The 24,100-nt window shown below is 46.9% G+C and carries 21 protein-coding genes; 10 read left to right on the top strand and 11 right to left on the bottom strand.

Annotation, left to right across the window (positions count from 1 at the left end):
* Window positions 1–29: 29 nt before the first annotated feature.
* Window positions 30–1,400: a hypothetical protein gene (locus ACO08K_RS30250; protein WP_421800241.1), complete on the bottom strand. Its 1,371-nt coding sequence runs from the start codon at window positions 1,398–1,400 to the stop codon at window positions 30–32.
* Window positions 1,401–1,457: 57 nt separating this feature from the next.
* On the opposite strand from ACO08K_RS30250, the gene ACO08K_RS30245 reads away from it, so the two are divergent.
* Window positions 1,458–1,928 carry a hypothetical protein gene (locus ACO08K_RS30245; protein ID WP_421800240.1) on the top strand — a complete coding sequence of 157 codons (471 nt, stop codon included), beginning with the start codon at window positions 1,458–1,460 and terminating at the stop codon, window positions 1,926–1,928.
* Between the two features lie 317 nt (window positions 1,929–2,245).
* Here ACO08K_RS30245 and ACO08K_RS30240 read toward each other — a convergent pair whose 3' ends face one another.
* From ACO08K_RS30240 to ACO08K_RS30225, 4 genes are all read right to left on the bottom strand, one after another.
* On the bottom strand, window positions 2,246–2,857 hold the full coding sequence (locus tag ACO08K_RS30240; protein ID WP_421800239.1) for an RNA polymerase sigma factor: 612 nt from the start codon (window positions 2,855–2,857) through the stop codon (window positions 2,246–2,248).
* 258 nt (window positions 2,858–3,115) lie between these two features.
* Window positions 3,116–3,859: a LytR/AlgR family response regulator transcription factor gene (locus ACO08K_RS30235; RefSeq protein WP_421800238.1), complete on the bottom strand. Its 744-nt coding sequence runs from the start codon at window positions 3,857–3,859 to the stop codon at window positions 3,116–3,118.
* Between the two features lie 143 nt (window positions 3,860–4,002).
* Entirely contained in the window at window positions 4,003–7,143 is a 3,141-nt protein-coding gene (locus ACO08K_RS30230; RefSeq protein ID WP_421800237.1) for a histidine kinase, read from the bottom strand.
* Window positions 7,144–7,367: 224 nt separating this feature from the next.
* Window positions 7,368–8,348, bottom strand: coding sequence for a YpdA family putative bacillithiol disulfide reductase (locus tag ACO08K_RS30225; RefSeq protein WP_421800236.1), 981 nt, complete (start codon window positions 8,346–8,348; stop codon window positions 7,368–7,370).
* A 76-nt stretch (window positions 8,349–8,424) separates the two neighbouring features.
* Here ACO08K_RS30225 and ACO08K_RS30220 point away from each other — a divergent pair, with 76 nt between their 5' ends.
* The 5 genes from ACO08K_RS30220 to ACO08K_RS30200 all read left to right on the top strand — a co-directional run bounded on the left by ACO08K_RS30220 (window position 8,425) and on the right by ACO08K_RS30200 (window position 13,914).
* Window positions 8,425–9,396, top strand: a complete 972-nt coding sequence (locus tag ACO08K_RS30220; protein ID WP_421800235.1) for a polyprenyl synthetase family protein — start codon at window positions 8,425–8,427, stop codon at window positions 9,394–9,396.
* A 106-nt stretch (window positions 9,397–9,502) separates the two neighbouring features.
* Window positions 9,503–10,393, top strand: a complete 891-nt coding sequence (locus ACO08K_RS30215; RefSeq protein WP_421800234.1) for a prohibitin family protein — start codon at window positions 9,503–9,505, stop codon at window positions 10,391–10,393.
* Between the two features lie 170 nt (window positions 10,394–10,563).
* Window positions 10,564–11,277: a TIGR00730 family Rossman fold protein gene (locus tag ACO08K_RS30210; RefSeq protein ID WP_421800233.1), complete on the top strand. Its 714-nt coding sequence runs from the start codon at window positions 10,564–10,566 to the stop codon at window positions 11,275–11,277.
* Window positions 11,264–12,442 (top strand): GNAT family N-acetyltransferase, encoded by a 1,179-nt coding sequence (locus tag ACO08K_RS30205; RefSeq protein ID WP_421800232.1) that lies wholly within the window; start codon window positions 11,264–11,266, stop codon window positions 12,440–12,442. Before ACO08K_RS30210 ends, ACO08K_RS30205 begins: the two co-directional genes overlap by 14 nt.
* A gap of 131 nt (window positions 12,443–12,573) precedes the next feature.
* On the top strand, window positions 12,574–13,914 hold the full coding sequence (locus tag ACO08K_RS30200; protein ID WP_421800231.1) for an FAD-dependent oxidoreductase: 1,341 nt from the start codon (window positions 12,574–12,576) through the stop codon (window positions 13,912–13,914).
* Between the two features lie 65 nt (window positions 13,915–13,979).
* Here the strand turns inward: ACO08K_RS30200 and ACO08K_RS30195 are convergent, their stop codons facing one another.
* The 4 genes from ACO08K_RS30195 to ACO08K_RS30180 form a co-directional block, all read right to left on the bottom strand.
* Entirely contained in the window at window positions 13,980–15,065 is a 1,086-nt protein-coding gene (locus ACO08K_RS30195; RefSeq protein WP_421800588.1) for a chorismate mutase, read from the bottom strand.
* A gap of 17 nt (window positions 15,066–15,082) precedes the next feature.
* A complete protein-coding gene (locus ACO08K_RS30190) occupies window positions 15,083–15,940 on the bottom strand; it encodes a prephenate dehydrogenase (protein ID WP_421800587.1) in 858 nt (285 codons plus the stop codon).
* Between the two features lie 98 nt (window positions 15,941–16,038).
* Window positions 16,039–17,232 (bottom strand): pyridoxal phosphate-dependent aminotransferase, encoded by a 1,194-nt coding sequence (locus tag ACO08K_RS30185; protein WP_421800230.1) that lies wholly within the window; start codon window positions 17,230–17,232, stop codon window positions 16,039–16,041.
* A gap of 66 nt (window positions 17,233–17,298) precedes the next feature.
* Window positions 17,299–18,189 (bottom strand): prephenate dehydratase, encoded by an 891-nt coding sequence (locus ACO08K_RS30180; protein ID WP_421800229.1) that lies wholly within the window; start codon window positions 18,187–18,189, stop codon window positions 17,299–17,301.
* Window positions 18,190–18,683: 494 nt separating this feature from the next.
* Here ACO08K_RS30180 and ACO08K_RS30175 point away from each other — a divergent pair, with 494 nt between their 5' ends.
* A complete protein-coding gene (locus ACO08K_RS30175; RefSeq protein ID WP_421800228.1) occupies window positions 18,684–19,166 on the top strand; it encodes a DUF962 domain-containing protein in 483 nt (160 codons plus the stop codon).
* Between the two features lie 105 nt (window positions 19,167–19,271).
* Here the strand turns inward: ACO08K_RS30175 and ACO08K_RS30170 are convergent, their stop codons facing one another.
* A complete protein-coding gene (locus tag ACO08K_RS30170; protein ID WP_421800227.1) occupies window positions 19,272–20,564 on the bottom strand; it encodes an acetylxylan esterase in 1,293 nt (430 codons plus the stop codon).
* A gap of 74 nt (window positions 20,565–20,638) precedes the next feature.
* Here ACO08K_RS30170 and ACO08K_RS30165 point away from each other — a divergent pair, with 74 nt between their 5' ends.
* Together ACO08K_RS30165 and ACO08K_RS30160 are read left to right on the top strand one after the other, a co-directional pair.
* The gene (locus tag ACO08K_RS30165) at window positions 20,639–21,124 is read left to right on the top strand and encodes a DUF1648 domain-containing protein (protein ID WP_421800226.1); all 486 of its coding nucleotides are present in this window, start codon (window positions 20,639–20,641) and stop codon (window positions 21,122–21,124) included.
* A 32-nt stretch (window positions 21,125–21,156) separates the two neighbouring features.
* Window positions 21,157–22,617, top strand: coding sequence for a hypothetical protein (locus ACO08K_RS30160; RefSeq protein WP_421800225.1), 1,461 nt, complete (start codon window positions 21,157–21,159; stop codon window positions 22,615–22,617).
* Here ACO08K_RS30160 and ACO08K_RS30155 read toward each other — a convergent pair.
* A complete protein-coding gene (locus ACO08K_RS30155; protein ID WP_421800224.1) occupies window positions 22,592–23,500 on the bottom strand; it encodes a winged helix-turn-helix domain-containing protein in 909 nt (302 codons plus the stop codon). The genes ACO08K_RS30160 and ACO08K_RS30155 overlap by 26 nt on opposite strands.
* Window positions 23,501–23,652: 152 nt before the next feature.
* Between ACO08K_RS30155 and ACO08K_RS30150 the strand changes: the two genes are divergently transcribed.
* The gene (locus ACO08K_RS30150; protein WP_421800223.1) at window positions 23,653–24,063 is read left to right on the top strand and encodes a hypothetical protein; all 411 of its coding nucleotides are present in this window, start codon (window positions 23,653–23,655) and stop codon (window positions 24,061–24,063) included.
* The last annotated feature ends 37 nt before the right edge of the window (window positions 24,064–24,100 follow it).

Here is a 24,100-nt window from a genome sequence, read left to right as displayed (position 1 = left end):
GTCATTAATAAAAACGAAAAGTTGAAAAATCATTGAACTTGCTCAAAATCATTTTGGTAAAAAACGGTCCCATTCAAGCCCTTTAATTCAATGTTATCTATTTTGCACAATCCATTGGAGATAAAACCAATACCGGTAATTTTTCCTGCTGATTTTGAATAAGTGCAGGTATAAACTCGTTTGTCACCGTAATAAATCGTTACCAGCCGATTCCTGACTTCAATTTTTATTTCCATCCAATCCGTTACATCGGCCCCCAATGCTGATAAATCCGTTGTTTTGCCATCCAAAATTAAATCGCCAAACTGCAACTTGGCTTCACTGGTACAACCTTTGGGCATGCTGATGAAGTACATGAAATGTTGTTGGCAAAAAACCTCCAGCATCAGAAAGGGGCAAGGATTTTTTTTGAGCTCTTGAACGCGCACCCGGGTTTTGAAGATACAATTGTCGCTGTGGACAGGCCACTGCGAAGGGAAATAGGTGTAGGTATAGTTATTTTGTGCGCCAACATTGAGCCCATTCTGCCCCAAATCCGCTGCTTGCAGCCCCAATTCACCATCCTGGATAGGCTGTTGGGGGTAGATGTAGCTGGGGGCGCCATAAGGGAAACGCCTTTTGGCATAAAAAAACCAATCCCTGGTGGGAATACTCACACCCAAGGTTTTGATCACTACATCATTGGCAATCAGTTTGGCCGTATGGTAACCGGGTTCATAATAAATATCGGTCAGGGTATATTGCTTTTTGTAAACGCGCACCCGGCGGTTTTTATCCCAGGATTGTTGAATGAAAAAACTATCGGCTTCGATATTGTCTACATTGTAGCTGAAAACGACCGTGTTTGGAAGATCATTTGCGGTTACTTTTTTGACCGAAAACTTGGCCTCTTCCGAGCCTGCTCCCGCATCCTTTAAACTGGAGCGGCTGGTAATGAACAACACAAAAAGTAAACTGAGGATAGAGGAATAAAGCAGTGTTTTGGGCAAACTGCGCTTAAGCACAAACTTCCTTCGAGGGATGTTTATACCTTCAATCGGGATTTTTGATTTGACTGTTGAGCGATAATCCTGCCAATGCTGATAGCCCAGGTATCGGGAAATGGCATTCAAAGTGGCAACTTGTGGGAGCCGTGCAAAATGACCATTGACCAAACGTTTGAGCGTAGAAATGCTGATGAGGATACCGGTTTTTGCTTCAATGGCCTGGCTTACGTTTTCATAATCCCGCTGAGCCAAACTGTGTGGGTCTGCATAACCATTGCTCAAAAAAACCTCCGTAAGGCATAGTTTGACCAGCTCTTGTTCACTCATGTTGCGGTGTTGAAGGGTGATGCAGGCATTTTGAATGGGTTTTGACGCACTTTGCTCGCTTTTTGGTGCGGCCTCCAGGATAGACAAATTTAGTTTTGTCCGGGGATAATGTCAAACCCTTCTCATCCTTTAAACACAACGACAATGAACAAATTTTGGAAAGCCCTACTCAGCACCGCTTTATTGGTCGGCACCACTGATATTCTTGCAGCTACACTAATGTCCTGGGCGCGTTCTGGCAATTTTCCTTTCAAACTATTGCATTATATTGCAGGAGGTGCCCTCGGATTGGAGCGGAGTATGAAAGGTAGCTGGGGAACGGCTCTTTTAGGGCTGTCTTTTCACTATTTTATTGCTGTTTCTTTCACGCTGTTGTTCTTCCTGGCTTTTCCACGTTTGAGCTTTTTGCGTGGAAATGTATACCTGACTGGTTTTTTGTACGGCGTTTTTGTGGGGGCGTGTATGACCTTTATTGTGTTGCCTTTGACCGCTTTACCTCCCAATCCTTTTAAACTGCTCAACGCCTTGCAAGGCTGGACGGTATTGGGTTTAGTTCTGGGGATACCGATTGCCCTGATGGCCAAACGGTATTACTTAAGCAAATTGATTGCCTAATAGCAGACTAAAACATTTTACTCGGAGGACATCAATAGCCCCTGGCTTTAGCCTGGGGTCATGGAACCACCCTCAGATTTGGGCTTTAGCCCTCGCTTGAAAATTAAGACTGGGGCTAAAGCCCAATTAAAAGGGATTGCCATAGTCCCCAGGCTAAAGCCAGGGGCTATTGATGCCCTCCACATCTGAAGAACAAAATGTTCAATAGTATTATGCTAGTTTGGAACTAAAAAAACATCCCGAATTTTGACTTCCATCAAAATCCGGGATGTTGAAAAAACAGCTATAAAGGGAAACGGATAACAGTCGGGTGATTTTTAATTGAGCAGTTCCTTACCAAACCGAGATTCAATGATGCCCTTCAGTTTTTGACGAGCACGAGCTAAACGGCTTTTGATGTTGGATTCAGAAAGACCAGTAAGTTGGCAAATTTCTTCAATTGAGCGCTCGTGGAAGTAAAACAGGTGCAATACTTCACTATCACTTTCGGGTAATTGTTCGATGGCTTGGCGCAACCAGAAGGAAGTTTCTTGCTTTTCCATGTGGTGGGCACCTTCGGCACGGATGCCAATTTGAATACCATCGTTGATTTCTCCACTTTCGGTTAGTCCTTTGCGGTACTGCTTGCTGCGCAAGCGGTTGAGCGAAACAGAAGCAGCAATTTTGCAGAGCCAGGAACTGAGCTTGGCGTCACCACGAAACTCGGGTAAAGCCTGAAAGGCCCGCAAAAAGGTGTCTTGAAATACTTCTTCAGCGTCATCGTGCGTCTGGATGTAGCGGCCAATGGTCGCTCTTACGAGCTTCTGGTGTTTGGCAATCAATTGGGCGTAAGCTTTCTGATCACCGCGGATCGATTGTTGGATCAACGCAGCATCAGTAATCAGTGTGGTGTGGGTTTTGGATGTAAAGCTTGAAAAAACGGTTGTCATGAGTCGGGTGTTTAAATAAGATCCTTCAAAAATGTTTAGGTGTCGTTGAGGTATCCCTCGCGGTTGCCCGTCGATGAGGATTGCCCCAACAGCGATTTCATGATTCAAATTTAGTCGGTGTTAGTATGACGGTAAATCCAGGTTTCACCGTTGGCGGTTTTGGGTTTATATTTGGCGGTTTTTCAAAAAAAAATGCCATCATTTGCGATAAATGACAGCATAACTTGGCAATAATTGCAGCTAAATGCAAGATTTTAACTAAATCTTTGCAATTTTCTCCAAAAACTCTGCTTTTTTCTGCTTAGAAACGGGCACGGAGTGGCCATTGCGGGTGATGATTTCGCCACCTTCTCCGCGGATGTATTTTTTGATGTGATTGAGGTTGATCAGGTAGGAGTGATGTACGCGGAGGAAGCCACAGGGAACCAGCATTTCCCCCACATCCTTGAGGGGCTTGGACAACATGATGGTTTCGTTGTGGATGAAAAAGATCTTGGTGTAACTGCCTTCACTTTGACAATGCACTATATCGGCAACTTCCACAAAAGTCAAACCTTCTGAGGTGGAAAGGGCAATGGTTTTGGGGGCTTGCTCTGGCGCTTTATTCAAATTTTCCATTACTTCAAACTGCCGCCAATCCGGCTTGGCCGTTTTATCCTTGGCTTTTTGGACGGCTGCCACCAATTCCTCGGCATCAATGGGTTTCAACAGGTAGTCGAGGGCGCTAAGCTTAATGGCTTGCAGAGCATATTGATTGTAGGCAGTGGTAAAAATGACCTGAAACTGCAATGGACGACATTGTTGCAACAGATCGAGGCCATTGAGGTAAGGCATTTCAATGTCCAAAAAGATCACATCTGGTGCCTCCTTGCGCAAATGCTCCAGTGCTTTGCGGGAATCGTTGAACTCAGCAATCACTTCTACTTCCGGGCAGTGTTTACTCAGTAAAGACGAGAGCACTTCGGTGCAGTATAGTTCATCGTCGATGAGGATTGCTTTCATGGTTGGGAAGTTGAGAAGTTGAGAAGTTGAGAACTTGAGAACTTGAGAGCTACTACAGCGGCTTAAACAAGATGACCTCTAAGCCGCTGCAGTAGCTCTCAACTCCTCAACTTCTCAACTCCTCAACTTATTTTTCAAAGTATTTATTCCAAAGGCAGCGTCAGCCGCACTTTGGTGCCTGCTGCTTTGCCTTCGGGCGTTACCAAATCTTCAATCAAAATCGAAGCTTCGGTTTGATAAATCTGGTTAATCATCTGGATACGCTCAGCTGTTACCTCCATGCCATGTGATTTCTGCGCGGTGGCAGATTTACTTTTGAAAGCACGCGCGGCTGCTCGGCCAACCCCGTTGTCTTCTACTTCTACCACCAGTGCATTGTCTTCCTGAAATACCCTTACCGCCAGGTGGCATTCTTCGCCAGGTTTGGCTTCTTTGTGCATCAGTCCATGCCAAATGGCATTTTCAACATAAGGTTGAATGATCATCGGTGGAATTTCCAAACAAGTAGGATCAATAGCTGGTGAGACCTGAACGTGGTAAGTAAAGCGATTGACAAAACGCATGGATTCCAACTCCATGTACAAACGCAGCGCTTCCAGTTCATCGCGTAGTGTAACCAGATTAGAGCGCGAATTATCGAGCACCAGGCGGATCAAACGGCTGAACTTGGTCAAATAGGCTGAAGCCGCATCCGGCTCATTGCGCTGAATGAAACGATTGATCGAATTGAGGCAATTGAATAAAAAATGGGGGTTCATTTGGGAGCGCAGGGCAGCCATTTCCACCTCGGCTAGTCGTTTGTTGAATTCTGCTTTCATACGTTCTTCTTTCCGGATCTGCCAGGTGCGCAAGCGGTAGGCAGCGTAAATGAGGCCTCCAATGGCCAGGTTAATCAGAGCAATAAACCAGGGGGTGCGCCAAAACGGAGGTTTGATTACAATGTCCAAAGTCGTAATGTGTTTACTCCAGATGCCGTCGCTATTCCTTGCTTTTAGACAAAACTTGTATTTGCCGGGTGGCAGGTTGGAGAAGGTAGCAACCTTATTTTGTACGGGTTCAGACCAGGTTTTATCCAGGTTTTCCAGGTAATAACTGAAGTAAGTGTTTTCAGGAAGGGTATAGCTGGGCGCTGCAAAGGCAATGCTAAAAATGTTTTGATTGGGTTTTAGAACAATTTTTTCCTGCCAATTGCCAATTTGACCTGCCTCTTTCCAGGTTCTACCTTCCAGCTTGAAATCGGTGATGATGGGGCTTAATGTTGGAATTTTACGCAGTACCGAATCTGGATGAAAATAAATAAAGCCCCGTTTGGTTCCCGAACATACTACTCCGTTGGGCAATAAGGAAAAAGCATCCAGCGTCGCGTCCATTTTTAAACCATGCCTTTCGTCAAAATTGCGAACTTCCAAAGTACGAGGATCAACCATCGAAATACCGCTGGCAGTTGCCAACCACAGGCGACCTTGTTTATCCTTTCCTAGGCCTTCAATCTGGGAGTTGGCCAGGCCGTTTACTTCGGTGAGGATCACCGGTTTCCCTTGAGGGTTGATTGCCGCCAGGCCCTGGCGGGTCGACACCCAGATTTTACCTTCAAAATCGCTCTCAATCCCCGTCCCGTCTTGTACACTAAAAGGGGTGCCGTCCTTGTTCTTGAGCTCGAGTATCTGTTTGGCTTTGCGGGTTTTGATATCGTAATCCCAAAGACCATCCCCCATGGTACAAAGCCAGATGTGTTGTTTGGCTCGATCAGCACAGAGCATGTAAGCTTTGTTGGGTTTGTCGGGGTAATGTTCACCTTCCAGGTGGCTGAGGAGATTCTCCTTGCGGTCGTAAAACAACATCCCAACTCCCCATTTGGCCAGCCAGATGTTGCCATCAGCATCTTCCTCCATATCGGGTACTACCGGCTCCAGCCATACTCCTTTGGGTGGGGGCGCACTACGCGCCGGAGTAAAACGGCGATTCACAAAATCGGCTTCGTAGAGGGTGCCATTGGCGGTAATCCAGGTCTTGCCTTTGCTGTCGCGTAGTATTTTGCAAGTACCACCCAGCCTTTTGGGCAATTTTGTAGTGATGTCTTCCGAGGTTTTTTTAACCGGGTCATAGGCATAAACCCCGCCACAGTAAAAAGAGGAGGCGTAATATTTCTGGTTTTTCGGTTCAAAAAACACATCAAATACTGAATTGTCGTAATCGTATACAGGGTGCGCCTCTAAAAATGCATGTTTAAAACCTTGTAAGCGGGGATCTAGTTTGACCAGCCCGGCCGTAGTACCCATCCACAAAATGCCATCCCGATCCGTGTAGGCGCAAAGAGCCGTACCTGTGGGGAAAGAATAGGGGTCATCAGGAATGTGTTTGGCCACAAAAAAAGAACCCGTTTTTAGATTGTACAAACCAGGGGTATTCAAAAACAAGTAGTCGGAACCAAACCGCGCCATACTTTGCCCAGCAGAAATATAGTCCTGGATGGGCACTTCTTTGGGAGGCAACTGACCCCATTTACCCGTTTTTACATCAAAGTAATAAAACCCGCTGCCAAAGGCAGTCATCCACACCCGCTCTTTTTCTTTTTGGTAAAATATCGCTCCCGGTCCAAAATTCCATGTACAACCTTTGAGTGGATAATGGGTAAAATGATCGTCCTTTAGGCGTAGGCTGAACAAACCCAAGTCACTACTCAACCATAGTTCGTTTCGTGATTTGGGCGTGCTGATGTATACTTTGTTTCCTTTTTGGGCACGGAACATGATGGGCCGATCTTCTACAGGTACATCAGGGGTGATGATGACACGCTGTTTGCCATCTGGCTCAACGATCAGGATTTTGTGGTGCCCCGAGGTAATGACTGCTCGGCCTTCATGGTCAAAGTTGACGTAACAGCCCATCCGAAAACTGTGGTCAACCGCCGTTTCATCGTCGAGAGGTAAAGGGGAAAAATCGTCAGAGAGTGGATTGTAAATGTCAATCCCCTTGTTGTTGGTGACCCAAATCCGTCCTTGCAGGTCTTCTCCTAAGCCCGTGATAGAGGCCCCCTGAAGGGCATTTTTAACTTTGACATTGGGCAGATACACTTTGAATTCGTGCCCGTCAAAACGGTTCAGGCCATTGGCGGTGCCTATCCATAAAAAGCCGCGCTTGTCGCGCAAAATGGCCCGAACTTCATTGTGGGAAAGCCCATTGCGGGTGTTGAAGTTTTCAAAATGAAAGTCCTTTTGTGCGACCAGGCTGGAGCACATCAGGAAAAAAATCCACAAACAGGTGTTTCTTACAAAAGCTTTCATAGGCGTTGTACCTTGTACAAACCTACAAAATCGGAAAACTTTTGTAATAAGCAAATTGATGGATGGAGGGTTTGGGTTTATAGTTGGGTGGGAAAAACGGGGATGATCCTTCTCAACATCGGGTGATCACCCCCTCAAAATGCTTACTAAACCCCTATTTGTAAGGGTTAGACAAGGAGAGGGTAGGGGAGGTTGCATAGGCTTCACTTCAAAAAGACTTTTCTTCATACCTCCACCAATTTCTCCTTCACCCGCTGCGCAATCAGCTCCGCATGATCCCGCGTATTTTCAATAAACAACTTATTGATCCGAGCTCCGGCACAAACTACCCCAGCCAGGTAAACATTTGGCAAATTGGTTTCCAGCGTATCCGGATTGTGCATTGGCAAACAATCGCCCTCCGGCTCAATCGCTATACCCAACTTTTGAAGGAAAGGATAATTGGGTTGGTAGCCTGTCATGGCCAATACAAAATCATTTTCAATCGTAAACTCGCCTTCCGGTCCCTTTAACACCACTTCATGGGGTCGAATTTCCACAACTTCCGTATTAAAATACGCTTTGATGGAACCTTCCTTGATGCGGTTTTCGATGTTTGGCAAAATCCAGTACTTCACTTTGTCGTGGATTGCTTCGCCCCGAATGGCCATGGTCACCTGGGCACCTTTGTAATAGGTTTCCAGCGCAACATCACAAGCCGAGTTGCGGGCACCGATGACCAGTATTTTTTGGCCAACGTAGGGATGTGGGTCGTCGAAGTAGTGTTTGACTTTAGGCAAATCTTCCCCGGGTACATTCAACAATTTTGGAGTATCATAAAAACCCGTGGCGACCACCACACTGTTGGCATAATAATCGCCTTTGCTGGTTTGGATGTGGTAAATCAACTCCTCATTGCGCTCCATGGACAACACTTCCTCATAATACCGTATGTTGAGTTGGTACTTCTCCACCAGTCGGCGGTAGTATTCCAGGGCTTCGCGGCGAGTGGGTTTGTCGCTGTGTGAGATGAAAGGGGTGTTGCCGATTTCCAGGAGTTTGGAAGTTGAAAAAAAAGTCATGTTGGCCGGAAAGTGGTATAAGGAATTGACCAGCACCCCTTTTTCCAGGATCAAATGGCTGAGCCCTGCTTCTGTAGCGGCAATTCCGCAGTTAATTCCAGTAGGCCCACCTCCAATGATGATGAGATCGTATGTATTTTGCATCTTTGCAGACTTCATTTTGCTATTCGAGAACAAAGATACAGTCATTCCTGTTTCGCTTTTCGCTTAAATTCGTGTTATGATTGAATCCTATTTTAAAGCCTTTGAGGCTTACCGTGCGCAACATCCTTTTGATGGGGAACCAACGGCACTCTATACACCTGTCAACTACATCATGGAATTGGGGGGTAAACGTCTGCGACCTATTTTGGCCCTGATGGGTTATGAATTGTTTAATCCCAACTACGCAGCAGCCTTGCCGCTGGCCTACGCGATTGAGATTTTCCACAATTTTTCCCTCGTTCATGATGACATCATGGACGCGGCTCCTTTGCGCCGTGGTCAGGCAACGGTGCATACAAAATGGAACCCGAATACCGCCATTCTTTCGGGTGATGTGATGCTTATTTATGCCTATGATTATTTGTTAAGGTTGGATGCGCCAACCCGTATTGCCGAGATTGTACGGGTCTTCAATCGGGTTGCCCGAGAGGTGTGTGAAGGCCAACAAATGGACATGGATTTTGAAACCCGTCAGGATGTGAGTATTCCTGAATACCTCCGGATGATTGAATTAAAAACCTCGGTTTTGATTGCCGGAGCATTGGAAATGGCGGGTTTGGCTGCCGGTGCGAATGCGGAAGATGTCAAACACTTGTACGAATTTGGGCGCAATGTGGGTATCGCTTTTCAATTGCAGGACGATATATTGGACACCTTCGGCGACGCTGAAGCGGTGGGCAAACAGATCGGGGGTGACATTGTGCAGAATAAAAAAACCTACCTTATCCTAAAAGCACTGGAAATTGGTTCTGTTTCTGATCGCCAAAAACTCGAGCATTGGATGAACACGCCAACAACTGATGCGCCAGCAAAAATAGCGCAAGTCAAAAGCCTGCTCCAGCAATTGGATATCCAAAACTTAGCTCAACAACGCAAGCAGGAATTCCAGGACCTGGCTTTCGAACATTTACAAGCCTTGAGTGTATCCGCTCAGAACCGGGAGGCTCTGGAAGCGTTGGCGCATGGGCTGTTGGATCGGGCATTTTAAAAGCTGCAAAAAAAAAATTAAAAAATTGGTGAACAATGTCTGCTTGATTCTAATTTAATAGTAAAACATGTTTAAATAATAGTTTTACTATTAAAATCTTCTTGACATGGCAAAGTACATCAATCAAATCCTGATCTTTCTGGTAGTGCTGAGCTTCACTACCAGCTGTACTGTAGTTCGACAAGGTGAAGTAGGTGTGCGGCGGACTTTAGGAAAATACAATGACCGCCCGATTAAAGATGGCGTACGCTTCTTCAACCCCTTCGTAACAACTGTCATCAAAGTACCCACCCAAACGGTAAACTTAGAAGTATCCTTGAACATCCCTTCTAAAGAGGGGCTTACGATCCAGTCAGAAGTGTCGATTTTATACAACGTACAAGGAGGTAAAGCTGCTGACGTACTGCGTCAGATTGGCCCGGACTATGAGCGTAATTTGATTTTACCTGTATTTCGTTCAGCTGTAGCGGATATCAGCTCCCGCTTTTTTGCCAAAGACATGCATACAGGTGAACGCGCCCAGATTGAAGAGCAAATCCGCATCCTAATGGACAAAACCCTGGATGAAAAAGGGATCGAAGTGGAGGCAGTACTTCTGAAAAGCATTCAACTACCCAAGAGTTTAGCCCGCGCCATCGAAGAAAAATTGGAGGCAGAGCAGGGGGCTCAAAGAATGGAATTCGTACTCCAGCAAGAACAACGCGAAGCAGAACGGAAACGCATCCAGGCTCAGGGGGTACGCGATGCCCAAAACATCATCAGTCAGGGGCTTACCCAAGAGATTCTACAGTTTAAAGCAATCGAAGCATTTTTGGAGCTGGCTAAATCTCCTAATGCCAAGATTGTCATTACTGATGGTAAACAGATGCCTCTGATGATGGATGCGAATATACCGACAGGGGTGAACACCCTTAACCGAAGTGGAATCAGCACCACTACCACAACTGTACCTCGGGCAGCTGCCAACTCTACGGTTGGAGAAGGTGGTAACAATTAGCAATTGGTTTTTTTCATTCTTTCATACTATCACTGTTGCAAGCATTAGTTGGGCTATCAGGTGTAATTCACCTTTTAGCCCTCTTTTTTCAACAGTTATTTCTTTTCTTTGCTTTGCATTCATTTAAAAAATGCCGAGCTCAGCCGCTTTAATCTTAGAAACCATTCCATATGCCCAATACAGAAATCCAGTTTTTAGAAGGCCCACGTTCGCGTTGGCAGGAGTTAAAGTTCACGTTTAAAGTCTTTTGGGAATTCATCCGTGGTTTTCGGGCCTTACATTTTGTAGGTCCATGTATCACCGTATTTGGTTCGGCTCGCTTTGGAGAAGAAACCGAAGATTACCAGTCAACCCGGGCTCTGTCGGGTGAACTCGCCAAGTTGGGGTTTACGATTATGACCGGTGGTGGTCCTGGCATCATGGAAGCTGCTAATCGAGGTGCCAAGGATGTGGGCGGGCGTAGCGTAGGGTGTAATATCCGGTTGCCAATGGAGCAATTTCACAACCCCTACCTGGATAAATGGGTGACCATTCGCTACTTTTTTGTCCGCAAAACCCTGCTCATTAAGTATTCCTACGCATTTGTCATCATGCCGGGTGGATTTGGCACCCTGGACGAATTTTTTGAGACCATCACGCTGATCCAAACCCGTAAAATTTTTGACTTCCCAATTGTGATTTTTGACAAAACTTACCATAAAGCCGTTTTGGAACACATCCAGGTCATGAAGGATTGTGGAGCCATTAGCCCCGAAGACCTCAAGTTGTTTTTGGCTACGGATGACATCGAAGAAGCAGTAGCTTACATTCGAGACAATACCATTGCCAAGTTTAACCTTAAACCAGAGCGGAAAGCTAAAAAATGGTTGGGTGAAAAAGCTTGAGTTGGACCCCAAGTTTGAATTCATTGAAGCAGCTCGATTCTCCGAGCTGCTGACCTCATATCCAATAGAGAATCAACACCTAATCAAGGCCTTGTATTTGCCCTTGATGGAGCAAGGCTCTGATCAACTGGTCAGTAATGTCCACGTCGATATAGAACTGTTGCAAGCACCGGAACGGGTTCTGGGCTTGGTACTTCCTCAAATACAAACTGCACACCCGGAAGAATCCTACGTTGCCTCCCCATATGGGCAATACGTAGACTATGGCCGGTATGAAACGGCACTGGAACTGGGCAAACTACGCTGGCTCAATGTACTGGCCAACTGGATATTTGATGTACTGGGCAAAATTTGCCGTTGGGCAAAATTTGATCAGGTGGTGTTGGTGGACAACCTGCTGTTTTCGACCAATCTATATCCTCAAAAACCAGATTATTCTTTGCGGGACCTGCGCCATTTTTTACAAAAAAAATTCCCTGACCGGGCCATTGTATACCGTTCGATTTGCCCACAAGTGTACCCGGAGTGGTTCGCCGAGTTGAAAAGCAATGGCTTTAAAGTGGTATTTAGCCGCCAGGTTTACCTCTTGGATGCGCCTGGGGGAGCCCACCGTCGCAAACGGGCTCTGGACATAGATTCCCGTCTTGCAGCCAAACAAAAGCACCTCCGTTGGACGTTTCTTGAAAACCCGGATGATGAGCAACTCGCCCGGATCCTGGACCTGTACAATCAACTGTATCTGGAAAAATACGCCCGCTTGAATCCCCAATACACCCTGGCTTATTTGAAAAACCTGACCCAGGGTGGCCTGATTCAACTCAAAGCCTTGTGGCATGAATCCAAAATTGTGGCTTTCACTGGCTATTTTATCCTGGATGGCGTAATGATTAACCCTTTGATTGGATATGACCGAAGTTACCCCCAAAAGGAAGGTTTGTATCGCTTACTGACCATGGAAACCATGTTGGAAGCTGAAAAGCGGGGGATGTTGCTCAACATGAGTTCCGGGGCCTCCCATTTTAAACGGTTGCGCGGTGCCGAGGCCCAACTGGAATTCAATATGGTGTACGACCGTCACCTTCCCTGGTGGCGTCGTCTCCCCTGGGCTTTGACCCGGATCATTTCTATCCCCACCATCTGGCTGGTGCGGCGGTATGGCCTTTGATTTTCCTTGTTTGCCAAAAAATCCCCTTTTTGGTGGAGCTAAATTCCTCTTTTGGGAGGATTGTGTTCCCTTGTGCCCCTCCCTAATTTTGTGGTATTCAATTTTTATCCTAAAACCTGAATACCACAGCCATGAAAAACACCAGCAATAACCCACAACGAGGACAAGCCATCGTACTCGGTGCCAGTATTGGCGGCTTGATGGTGGCCCGTGCTTTGAGCAACCACTTCGACAGCGTTACCATTATTGAAAAAGATAAGGTAGAACGCCAACCTTCCACCCGTAAGGGGCAAGCACATACGCGCCATTTACACGGGCTGCTGCCAGGAGGACTGAATGCCATGTTGCATTATTTCCCCGATTTGCAAGACGCACTTGCTGCCCATGGTGCCAATGTTTGCGATTTTGCCAAAGACATGGTTTGGTATACTTATGGGGGTTACCGGCAGCGATTTGACATGAATTTAATCGGCGCCACCATGAGCAGACCTTTGCTGGAGCACCTGGTTCGTGAACGGGTACTCGCGACGCCGAATATTGAGTTGATGGACAACACAGCGGTTAAAAGCCTGATTGCTTCGGATGACCAGCAAAGAGTAAAAGGAGTACACATTGAACTCGCTGAATTGGGCAAATCCATGGATTTGCATGCGGATTTGGTAGTGGATGTTACCGGAAGAGGATCTCGGAGCGCCCAATGGCTTCGCGATCTGGGCTTTGAAGCTCCCGAAACCAGTGAAGTAAAGGTCAATGTAAGCTATGCAACCCGGGTATACAAACGCGACCTTAATGATCCCCGCAGCAGCAATTGGATGTTGTACACCCCCCAGGCGCCCCAGGAAATGCACTTTGCCGGAATGTTTCCCATCGAAGGGGACCGTTGGATCATGACTGTGGGGGGATGGCATGGAGCCAATGCAGGGAATGACGAAGCTGCTTTTATGGATTTCCTCCGCAAATTGCCCATGCAGGAATACTACGATATCGTGAGCAAAAGTGAACCACTGAGCGACATCATGACCTATAAATTTCCACATAGTTTGCGACGTCATTATGAAAAACTTCAACGTTTTCCGCTAGGCTACCTGGTTCTGGGGGACGCGGTTTGCAGTTTTAATCCCACCTACGGCCAGGGCATGACCTCGGCTTCGATGCAAGCAATAGAACTGGATAAAATGTTGGGTGCAAATATTGCGGATGAAAAACTGGCACTGACCTTTTTTGCCCGCATTGCCAAAATAATCGACATCCCCTGGCAAATGGCGGTAGGGGAAGATTTTCGCTACCCGGCAACCGAGGGACCCAAACCGGCTGGGGTGGATTTTATCAACAAATACATCTCAAGAGTGCATCGGGCGACACTGAAAGATCCGGTGGTGTGCGACGCCTTTTTGCGGGTAATGAGTTTGTTGAAGGCACCGACGTCGTTGTTTCATCCGAAGATTTTGTGGCGGGTGATGTGGGCAGGGTAAATTTTAAAAACAAAAGGGAGCCCCTTTCGAAGCTCCCTCTTATTTTTCCAAGGTCAAAAGCGCTCTTACTTCACTGCTTCCTCACCGTGCATGATGCGGATTTGGTGGTTGATGGATTCGTCGTGGATGGCTTTCAATACCACAGTTACGAATTCTTCGCTCAAACCTTTTTTCGCACCCTGCTTCACGGCCTTGCCGAGGATTTCATTCCAGCGGCTGGTTTGTAGTACGGCGATGTTGTTTTCCTTTTTGTACTCACCGATTTTTTCGGCAATTTTCATCCGGCGACCCAACAAGTTGATCAAGTTTTCGTCGATCTCGTCGATTTCGTGGCGCAGGTCATTCATGTGCTGTACAAAGATCGGGTCGCTGGTGTTTGGCTGCGGGAAAGTCATGGACTCGATCATCACCTTGTACTGGGCAGGTGTAATTTGCTGCGCAGCGTCACTCCAGGCCTGGTCGGGCGTAGGGTGTACTTCGGTCATGATGCCATCAAAGTTCAGGTCCATAGCCTTTTGAGCCACCTCTTGCAAGGTATCGCGACGACCACAAATGTGGCTGTTGTCACAAATGATTTGGATATCGGGGAAATTCCGACGCAAATCGATGGCAATCTGCCAGTGGGGTACGTTGCGGTACGTGGTTTCGCCGTGGAAAGAGAAGCCACGGTGAATGGCTGCAAGACGGGTAATGCCTGCTTTGTAAATGCGCTCGATACCACCCATCCACAATTTGAGGTCGGGGTTAACCGGGTTCTTTACGATTACCGGGATGTCTACACCACGTAGGGCGTCAGCTACTTCCTGGATGGAGAAAGGGTTAACCGTAGTACGTGCACCAATCCAGAGTACGTCTACACCCGCTTTCAGGGCTTCAAAAACGTGCTCACGGTTGCCTACCTCAGTAGTCACTTTTAAGCCAGTTTCTTCCTTGACTTTTTTAAGCCAGGCCAAACCAGGTGCGCCTACCCCTTCAAACTCTCCTGGGCGGGTACGTGGTTTCCAGATTCCTGCGCGGAACAGGTCGATCATGCCATCACTGGCCAGCTCACGAGCAGTTTGTAGAACTTGCTCTTCGGTTTCTGCGCTACAAGGCCCTGCAATCAGAATGGGTCTTTTATCAGCGCGCTCCAAAACGGGACGAAATGTCATTGCCATGGTACAAGAACTTAAGAGATGATTTTACGAATTTGATTTGCTTCAGTAATGAGTTGGTGAAAAGTATCGAAATCCTTCTTGATCAAAAGGCTGCGAAACTGCGAAAGCCGACTGATGTGCTCGTCGAGTACGTCGAGTACATTGTCGCGGTTTTGGCGAAAAATGGGGATCCAGGTATCCGGCGAACTTTTGGCCAAACGCACCGTAGAACTAAATCCCGTACTGGCCAATTCAAAAATGCGCTCAGCGTCTTTCTCTTTGGCCAAAACGGTCAAGGCCAGGGCGAAGGAACTGATGTGTGAAATGTGTGAAATGTAAGCAGTATGGACATCGTGGTCCACACTGTCAAAATGGGTGATGCTCATGGGGATGGAATGGTAAAGGGCTTCGACAATCTGCACGGCATCCGGATCGCTATCGGCGGTGTCACACAACACCGTGTATTTTTGATTAAAAAGGTTGGGGACTGCTGCCTCCGGGCCAGAGTACTCGGTACCCGCCATCGGGTGGGTAGCCACAAAACGCCGCCGCATGGGGTGGCCTTGGACTGCCTCCAGGATGGGCACTTTGGTTGAACCTACATCAATCACTACCTGTTTATCATTGATTTTATCTAAAACCAGAGGGATTACCCGAGTCATTGAATCCACTGGTGTGGCTACAATAATGATGTCGGATTGGGCAATGGCTTCATCGAGGGGCATGTCTTCGTCGATGAGCCTGCGACGGTAGGCTTTGTCGATGTTGTCCGGATTGATGTCGACACCGATGATGCGCTGCGCAAAGCCATTCTCTTTGAGGGAGATGGCGAGTGAGCCGCCGATGAGTCCGATGCCGATTATTGATATGGTCATTGTTTGCTTCTTTATCCCACGGCTAAAGCCATGGGTTGATCTTGTTTTGTGGCCTCCCACGGATAAATCCGTGGGTTGGCATCTCCCACGACTAAAGCCATGGGTTGGCGAGGCTAGCTGGCAACCTGGAATGGTTGCAGGGCTTTGAATTTACTGATGCGAGCGTTGGCTTCCTGAAAAACCTTGGCATCTGCGCACAAGGAAACCCGGATGTAGCCATTGCCTTGACTTCCAAAGATTCCACCGGGGGTGATGAACACGTGGGTGGCCTCCAGGATCGCATCAGAAAGTGCGTAACCATCGGGGTGGTAGTTGGGGATTTTGGCCCAAACAAACATCCCAACTTGATGCGGGTCGTAACTACATTCCAGCAAGTCGAGTAATGCAAAAACTTCATTGCGCCGGGCACGGTATACATCATTGAGTTCGGTGTACCAGGAAGGTGGGTTTTGCAAGGCTTTTACTGCGGCTTCCTGAATGGGTTTGAACATGCCCGAGTCCATGTTGCTTTTAAAACGCACCACAGGCTCGAGGTATTCAGCGGCTCCTGCGAGCATGCCTACCCGCCAACCTGCCATGTTGTGGGCCTTGCTGAGGGAGTTGAGTTCCAGGGCAACTTCCATGGCGCCAGGTACACTCAACAGGCTCATGGGGTTTTCATTCAGGATAAAGGTGTAAGGATTGTCGTTGACCAGCAGGATTTTATGGGCTTTGGCAAAAGCAACCAAATCTTTGAAATAGGCTGGATCAACCTGAGCTCCGGTTGGCATGTTGGGGTAATTGACCCACATGATTTTGACTTTGCTCAAATCCTGCTTAGCTAGCGCATCCAAATCGGCCTGCCAGTTTTTTTCCTCCACCAAATCATAATCTCTTACTGTAGCACCCGTCAACAAACTCACCGAACGGTAAGTGGGGTAGCCCGGATTGGGTACCAACACTTCATCACCTGCTTCCAGGTAGCTCATCGAGATGTGCATGATGCCTTCCTTGGAGCCGATTAAGGGTAGAATCTCTTTATCAGGATTGAGCCGAACGCCAAAATATTCCCAATACCAATCAGCAAATGCACGGCGCAGCTCGGGAATACCCTGATAACTTTGATAAGCATGGGTATCCTTTCGTTTGGCTGACGCAATTAAAGCATCAACTGTAGCTTCACTGGGAGGCAAATCAGGGCTACCGATGCCCAAATTGAGCACGTTTTTGCCCTCAGCCCGCATTTGTGCGATTTGTTTGAGCTTGATGGAGAAGTAATATTCTTCTACATTGCCCAATCTGCTTGCTGTTGAAATTATTGGTATCATAGAATTGAAAGATTCAAAGGTTCCCGTAGGGGCAACCCAACGTGGTTGCCCTAAATATTGAATGCCTTAATAATCATACAATGTCCCTTGCTTGTATGCGCCCAACAACTTCAGGTTGTGCGTTACCGGGCGCAGTGCTTCGTAAGCCTGATCCACACTTACGTGCCCTTCGGCTACGTAGTCGATGAACAAGCGGTATTCCCAAGGCTGCCCAATGATGGGGGCTGACTGGATTTTAGACATGTTGAAGTTGTAGGCCGAAAGGATAGCCAATACCTTATGCAAACTGCCTACTGTGTGGCTAACCCCAAAACTAATGGAAACTTTGTCGGCATCAGGATCGGTGATGGCTTGATCGGCGCGTTGCAAAACCAGGAAACGGGTATAATTTTTCTTGTTGGTTTCAATACTTTCCGCCAGAATTTCCATCTCATACAAGTCGGCGGCTAAGGTACTGGCGATGGCACCCACAGTCGTCAAACCTTTTTCACGGATATTGCGTGCCGAAAGGGCAGTATCTTCAGTACGGATCAATTGGATGTGTGGATATTGGCGGAAAAAATCCAAACATTGCTCAATGGCAACAGGGTGGGAGTGGACCTCGGTCAGGTCTTCAATTTTGACACCTGGCAATACCATCAGGTTTTGTTTGACCCGGAGGTAAACCTCGCCAACGGCCATCAGATTGGCTTGGTCTAGGAGTTTGTAATTGGCCATTAAGCTACCTGCCAGGGAGTTTTCGATGGCCATCAGGGCGGCATCCATTTCTTCGCCTGCTTCCAGTTTTTCAACCAGTTCTTCAAAGGTCAAACAGGGGACGATGTCGATGGGGCGGCCTTCGAAGCACAAACGTGCGGCAATTTCGTGGAAGGCCCCGGGGAAACCCTGGATGCCCACTCTTAGGTTTGCCGTCTCTTGGTCGGCCTCTTTTTCTGATTCTGCAAGTAGCGTTTGCATACTTCTCTTTTTTCCCACAGATGAAGCCATGGGTTGGTTTCCCACGACTAAAGTCATGGGTTGATTATTTGTGTAGCCTCCCACGGATGAATCCGTGGGTTGGCTTGATAATTTGGTTGGAGCTGGTGTATGGGCAAAAAAAAAGTCCCGCTTTGCGGGACCCTTTATTTTATCATCTGTTGTTTAACAGCAAAAACTCAGCAGTCCCTTATGGTTGACCATAAAAGTAAAAGCTGAAAAAGTAAAAGCTGTTGTTCAAACGCATGATGATATCATTTTTTAAATGCTTCACAAACCTAGAGAATTCTATTTGGAAACGCAACCCTTAAAGATCAATTTTTTTAATTTTTTTACGATTTCAGACGAAAGGAAACTGAAAACAGGCAACTAGAGCTGCGTTTTAAACGATTGCTGGTCGATTATTGCCATCATTTGCAGAAAAATCGGATTTTAATTTGTTAATTTCGCAACTAACCGTATAAAATTAGGATCGTATGCGCGCAATTGACTCTTTGCTGAGCGAATATGGCGAAAGCCATCAGAACAAAATCAATAAAGCTTTTCATTGGATTTGTATTCCAGCCATTGTTTTTAGCTTGATGGGATTGCTGACTGCTATACCTTCTGCTTATCTGAGTACTTGGTTACCAGCACAATGGGCGCCTTATTTCAATTGGGCGACAATTTTTCTTTTCGTCAACCTGATTTACTATTTCCGCCACTCATTGACCATTGCTATTGGCATGCTGCTGTTCGCTTCTTTTTGCATCATCGGCAACGTTTGGTTGCAACAAAACGTGAACATGCCGCTTTGGCAAACCGCCCTGATCATTTTTGTGGTGGCCTGGATTGGCCAGTTCATAGGCCACAAAATTGAAGGCAAAAAACCCTCTTTTTTCAAGGACATCCAGTTTTTGATGGTGGGGCCAGCCTGGTTGTTGCACTTTTTGTACAAAAAGGCGGGGATTAAATATTAATGATGAATGATGAGTGATAAATGATGAGTTATGAATTGCTACCGCAGCAACTTTGATAATGTCGCTGCGGTAGCAATTCATAACTCATCATTTATCACTCATCACTTATTTTCCAAGCTTCCCCATCAACCAATTTGCCACCAGTTCATTTTCCTCCGGGAAAGTCCAGTGCCCAGTTTCCTGGAACAACTTGAGTTCTTTAGGTGCGGTGATGGAGTTGTAAACCGCCCACATGGAAGTAGGCGGGCAAGTTTCGTCGTTGAAGCCCATTGAATAGAAGGTGGGCACTTTGAGCTGTTTGGCAAAATTAACCACATCGTAATACGCAGCCGTTTTGATTTTGGCTTCGGTGTTGTTTTGTGGATTGTTTTTGTCAAAAATATGTGGCCAGCCGCCCGCGCGGTTTTTTAAATACCCCACCATATCCGCTAAGGCCGGATAAATTGGAGCTGTCCATTTTACCCGTGGATCGAGGGCTGCGGTAACAATGGACAAAGCGCCCCCTTGGCTACCACCCGTAACAGCCAGGTTGCTGCCGTCGTACTGCGGTAAGCTCACCAAAAAATCGTTGGCACGTACACAACCCAGGTAAACCCGCTTGTAGTAATAACGATCGCGGTCATCCAGGTTGTAGGCCCAGTAGCCGCTGAGGTTGCTGCCCATCATGTCGTTGTACACACTTACATCCATGGTGACCGGTACGCCGTGAATGCCAATTTCGAGGGTAATTACCCCTCTTTCGGCGGTACGCACATCACCTGCGTATGGGCGTGCGCCTGCACCGGGTACGCGCAACAAGGCCGGGTATTTTCCTTCAGCTTTTGGTACACAAAGAATGCCATAGACCCGTGCACCAGCCCGGAAGTTTTGGATGTTGACATGGTAAACGTTCACCTTTTCGGTGCAGCGTTCGGGGAGTAGGGTCATTTTAGCGTCGAGGGGCATTTTGGCCAGCTCGGCTTTGGCTGCATCCCAAAAGCTGTTAAAATCACTGGGGAGCTCAACTGCAGGCTGAATTTTGTCGGGATCAATGCCAGCGGTAGCCAGGCCGCGGTATTCTTTGCCATCTACCAGCGCGGTGACGATGCAGCGCAAAAAGCCGGGAGTGCTCATGCTGCCACCGGCCAGGGTAGTCATTCCTGTTTTGAGGGTGATGGTTTCTTGTTTGGTGGCGGGCATTTTTTCCGGGCCAATTTCGTAGCGGATTTTGGCATCCTTGACCAGGTTACCGTTGCGGAAGATAGATACGCTGAAATTGACGTTTTCGCCACTGCGGTAAGTCCAGTTATCGTGGTCAGTGCCCACGATCACCTTAATGAGCCTTTCAACGGGCTGAGCGTGCAAACTGGTACTCAGCAGTACACTCAAGAACAGAAAGGAGAAAAAGAACTGCTTCATGATTGTTGATGTTTTTGCTTGTTTTTGCAAAAGAAGTCAATTTCTTTTACATTTATATTTAAAAACAGAAAGCTATGTTTGGTCAAAAAACGGCATTTGATTACCTGATTGGGCTCCTTGCTTTAGGGCTGGTTCTGTTGCAGGTGTACCTGATTTTTCAATACTGGCAACTGTTGCCAGAGCGTATTCCTACCCATTATAATTTCACCGGAGAACCCGATGCCTACGGGGCTAAGACGACTTTGTTGTTTTTACCCCTGATTGGAGCTGGGCTATTTATCATGCTCACCGTAGTGGGCTTGAATCCCCAAAGTATGAATTTACCGGTTAAAGTGACGGAAGAAAATCGAGAATTGGTCTATGCCCAGGCGGTACGGTTTATTCATTTTTTGCGCCTGTTGATCGGCATTTTGTTCGGGTACCTGATATGGGGAACCATCCAGGTGGGTTTGGGCAAACAGACTCAATTGGATAGCCGGGTTTTGATTGGCTTTTTGGGGGCATTGGGAGTGGTCATGATTTGGTTTTTTGCACGTATTCCAAAAAGAAATAAAGAATAAGATCTTGCGTTAAAAACAAAACCCTTCCAGCTATGATCAAAAATTTTACCCTCGTGTTGATTTTGCTTCCAACGGTCTTTTTGGGGGCACAACGCACCGTAATCGCCGGAAAATTCCCGTATCAGCGCGACGTTTCTTTTTCAGCAGCATTCATTTCCAATCAGGTAGTGTTGATTGACGAGTGGGGTAAAGTTACCAAAACCAGTGATGCCCAGGGCCTATTTCATTTGGAACTCAAGGTGGACAAACCGAGTATCATCCGGTTTACTCAGCGGGAAAGCATTGAGTTGTACATTCGCCCCGGAGACAGCCTGTGGATAGAAATGATCAATGGGCGCAATGTTACTTTTGGCGGGACAGCGGGCCGCGAGAACAACTTACTATTCAGCTTGAATCGGCCTTTCATTCCGATTGAAACCCAGGAAAATCCTCAGGAATACTCCGCTTTGATAGACACCCTTTATCAAAAACAGCGCCAAAGTTTAAAAACTTACCAGGCCGAGCAATCAGATGAAGGCTTCGTTTCCCTTTTTACAGTAAAAGCTCAGGCTCAGTTTTTGGAGGATAAAATCAAGATTTTGCAATTCATGCAAAAAGAAGCCTGGGAAGGAGCTTTGAAGGATCGGGTGGAACGACAAATTCACAACCTGCCCTTGGTTGATGAAGTACGGTCAGAAGAGTATATCCGAGCTTTAAACGAGTTGTTCACCCTGGAAGTAAAACAAATAACGGGCACAGACTGGTCCACGAATGACCCCAATTCAGCAGTTGGCTATTCTAAGGAGGTGTTTCATCGGCATTGGCAGGAACGTTTGGCAGGATTGCCCAAACTGAAACAGTATTTTGAAATAGAAGAATGGATTCAAAACATACAGTTTTGCAGTAAGCTGGAAAATTTGCCTCAAGCAGCAGCTGATTTGGAGCAAATCAAACAGGTTAAAGATTATCCCGTCCTTGTTAAGGAAATGGAGTCCATTTATCGGCAGAAGGTGATTGTGCTAAAAATGAAAAAGCTTCCAGCAATGACCTGGCAAACTGCAAGCGGACAAACTGTTGAATTGGATCCGAGCTCAGACCAGCGCACTTTGGTGGTGTTCTGGGATGCCAACCAAGCGGAAAGTGTAGAAGCTTACCGGAAATTTCAGGAAAAAACGATCATTCGATTTCCGGGAAGCATGCAAGACAGCTTGATCAGTTCAGTGACCCCCCGAAAACTCATTTGGATACAAGTAGGAGGGGATTTGGCAAAATGGAAGGAGGTCATTAACACGCTCCCCAATACGTATTCAGCTGAGCATTATGCGATAAAAAAACCTGAGGATATTGCTGCCCTAAAGCCTTATCTGTACGAAGACAAACTCCCGGTAGCCTTTGATTTAAGGCCGGATTTGAGCATTGAAGGCCTCAGCAACCGGCCAACGGTGATTGACTACCCTTCATGGGAAGTGCAATCGGTAGGCGGAAGAGTTATGTGGAAGCGCCAAAGGGACTAACTTCAAAACGATACCCAACCCCGTGTACACTTACTATTTTGATGTTCTCATCCTCTTGCAACAATTTGCGGAGGCGGGAAATGAATACATCCAGGCTTCGCCCAACCAGCATACCTTCGTCCTGCCAAATGGCTTCGAGGATACGTTCGCGGTCCAGCACCTGATTGGCATGTTGGATCAAATAGTTGAGGAGTTTGGCTTCGCGGAAGGTTAGGTTCTTAAGCTGATCATTCACCCACAGGGTTTGGTTGGCAAAGTCAAAACTACTTTGACCAAAACGCAGCTGATTAGGGTTGCTTTCTTCTAAGGAGGGAATTGGAATTGTTTTTCTACGGTACACCACTGTCCCCAAAGCAGCAAGAAAAAGGAAACCACTCAGCAGTAAAAAACTGGTTTTCCAGGGATTGGGCCGGGGGATCACTTTATCCAAAAAACTCAATTCGATGTTCAGACAATCGGCAGCGAGTTCGCGGCCACCACATGGTACCTCACCCTCTAGTTCCAAACCACTGGCGGAATAACCCAATATCAATTCGTTGTCCTTGCAGCGCACTACTGCGACGTTGTAATCCAGTCGAATCGCCTGACGCAACAAGGCCCGGCGTAAAATTTGTGGCAAACTATCATAGTTGAAGCGACGTTCCAGACGGAGCTGCCAGGTATGTGCATCTTTTCTGCGCACGGGAGCAATGGTCGAGGTGCTATCACCCGCCAAATCCATGAGTCGATCTCCAGCTTCACGCAGGGCTAAATTGACTCGTGTTGGCACCAAGTGAGTTTCATTTTCCTTGGCTTCCGGCCACCAGACTGCCGAAAGGATAAATACCGCCAAGACCACCAGGCTCAACGGTAAGCCCCAGCTTTTAATTTTTTCTGCATTCATGGTACAAAATTAAGGTCTTTTGAATTGCCAAAAACAGGTTTTACATTTCATTTACATTGTTTTACCCCGCTTTTACGCCCTTTACAATCCACACCCTTAGGTTTGTGGGATTAGAAATCACCCGCATTTTTTCATCCTAAAAATCTTTAACCATGCGCGTATTGCAAGTCATCTTATTCTTTTGTGTGCTAGGTTCTACCGCTTTATTCGGTCAAGGCAACGACTTTACCAATTGCACTGCTGTGTTGTTGAACAACAAAATGGTCGTCAATGAGTACACCCCCACGGGCAAGTGTGAACTGTCGATCGATGCCAAAGGTGTATTTACGGTTCAGCCCGTGAGCCTGGGCGACAATGGCTCCGCAAAACCTCAAGGCAAACACCGCTTTAAAATCGCCATTCGCGATTTTAACACCAAGACGATGATTTCATTTTCGGATCAAACTTATATGGAAATTGATGCAAGCAAGGTGTTGAGCCAATGCAGAAAGGGCGATGCGATTGTGTTCATTACTTTGGATCGGCAGCTGGCTTTGCCGCACAATGAGGTGTTGGTGAAGTGATTTTGGAGCCAAAACCCAAGCGCCTTTTTTTTTCACA

This window comes from Haliscomenobacter sp. (genome assembly GCF_965225875.1).
Taxonomy (GTDB): domain Bacteria; phylum Bacteroidota; class Bacteroidia; order Chitinophagales; family Saprospiraceae; genus Haliscomenobacter.
Note: the sequence above shows the minus strand (reverse complement) of the source record. Positions and strands in the feature narration are given on the sequence as shown.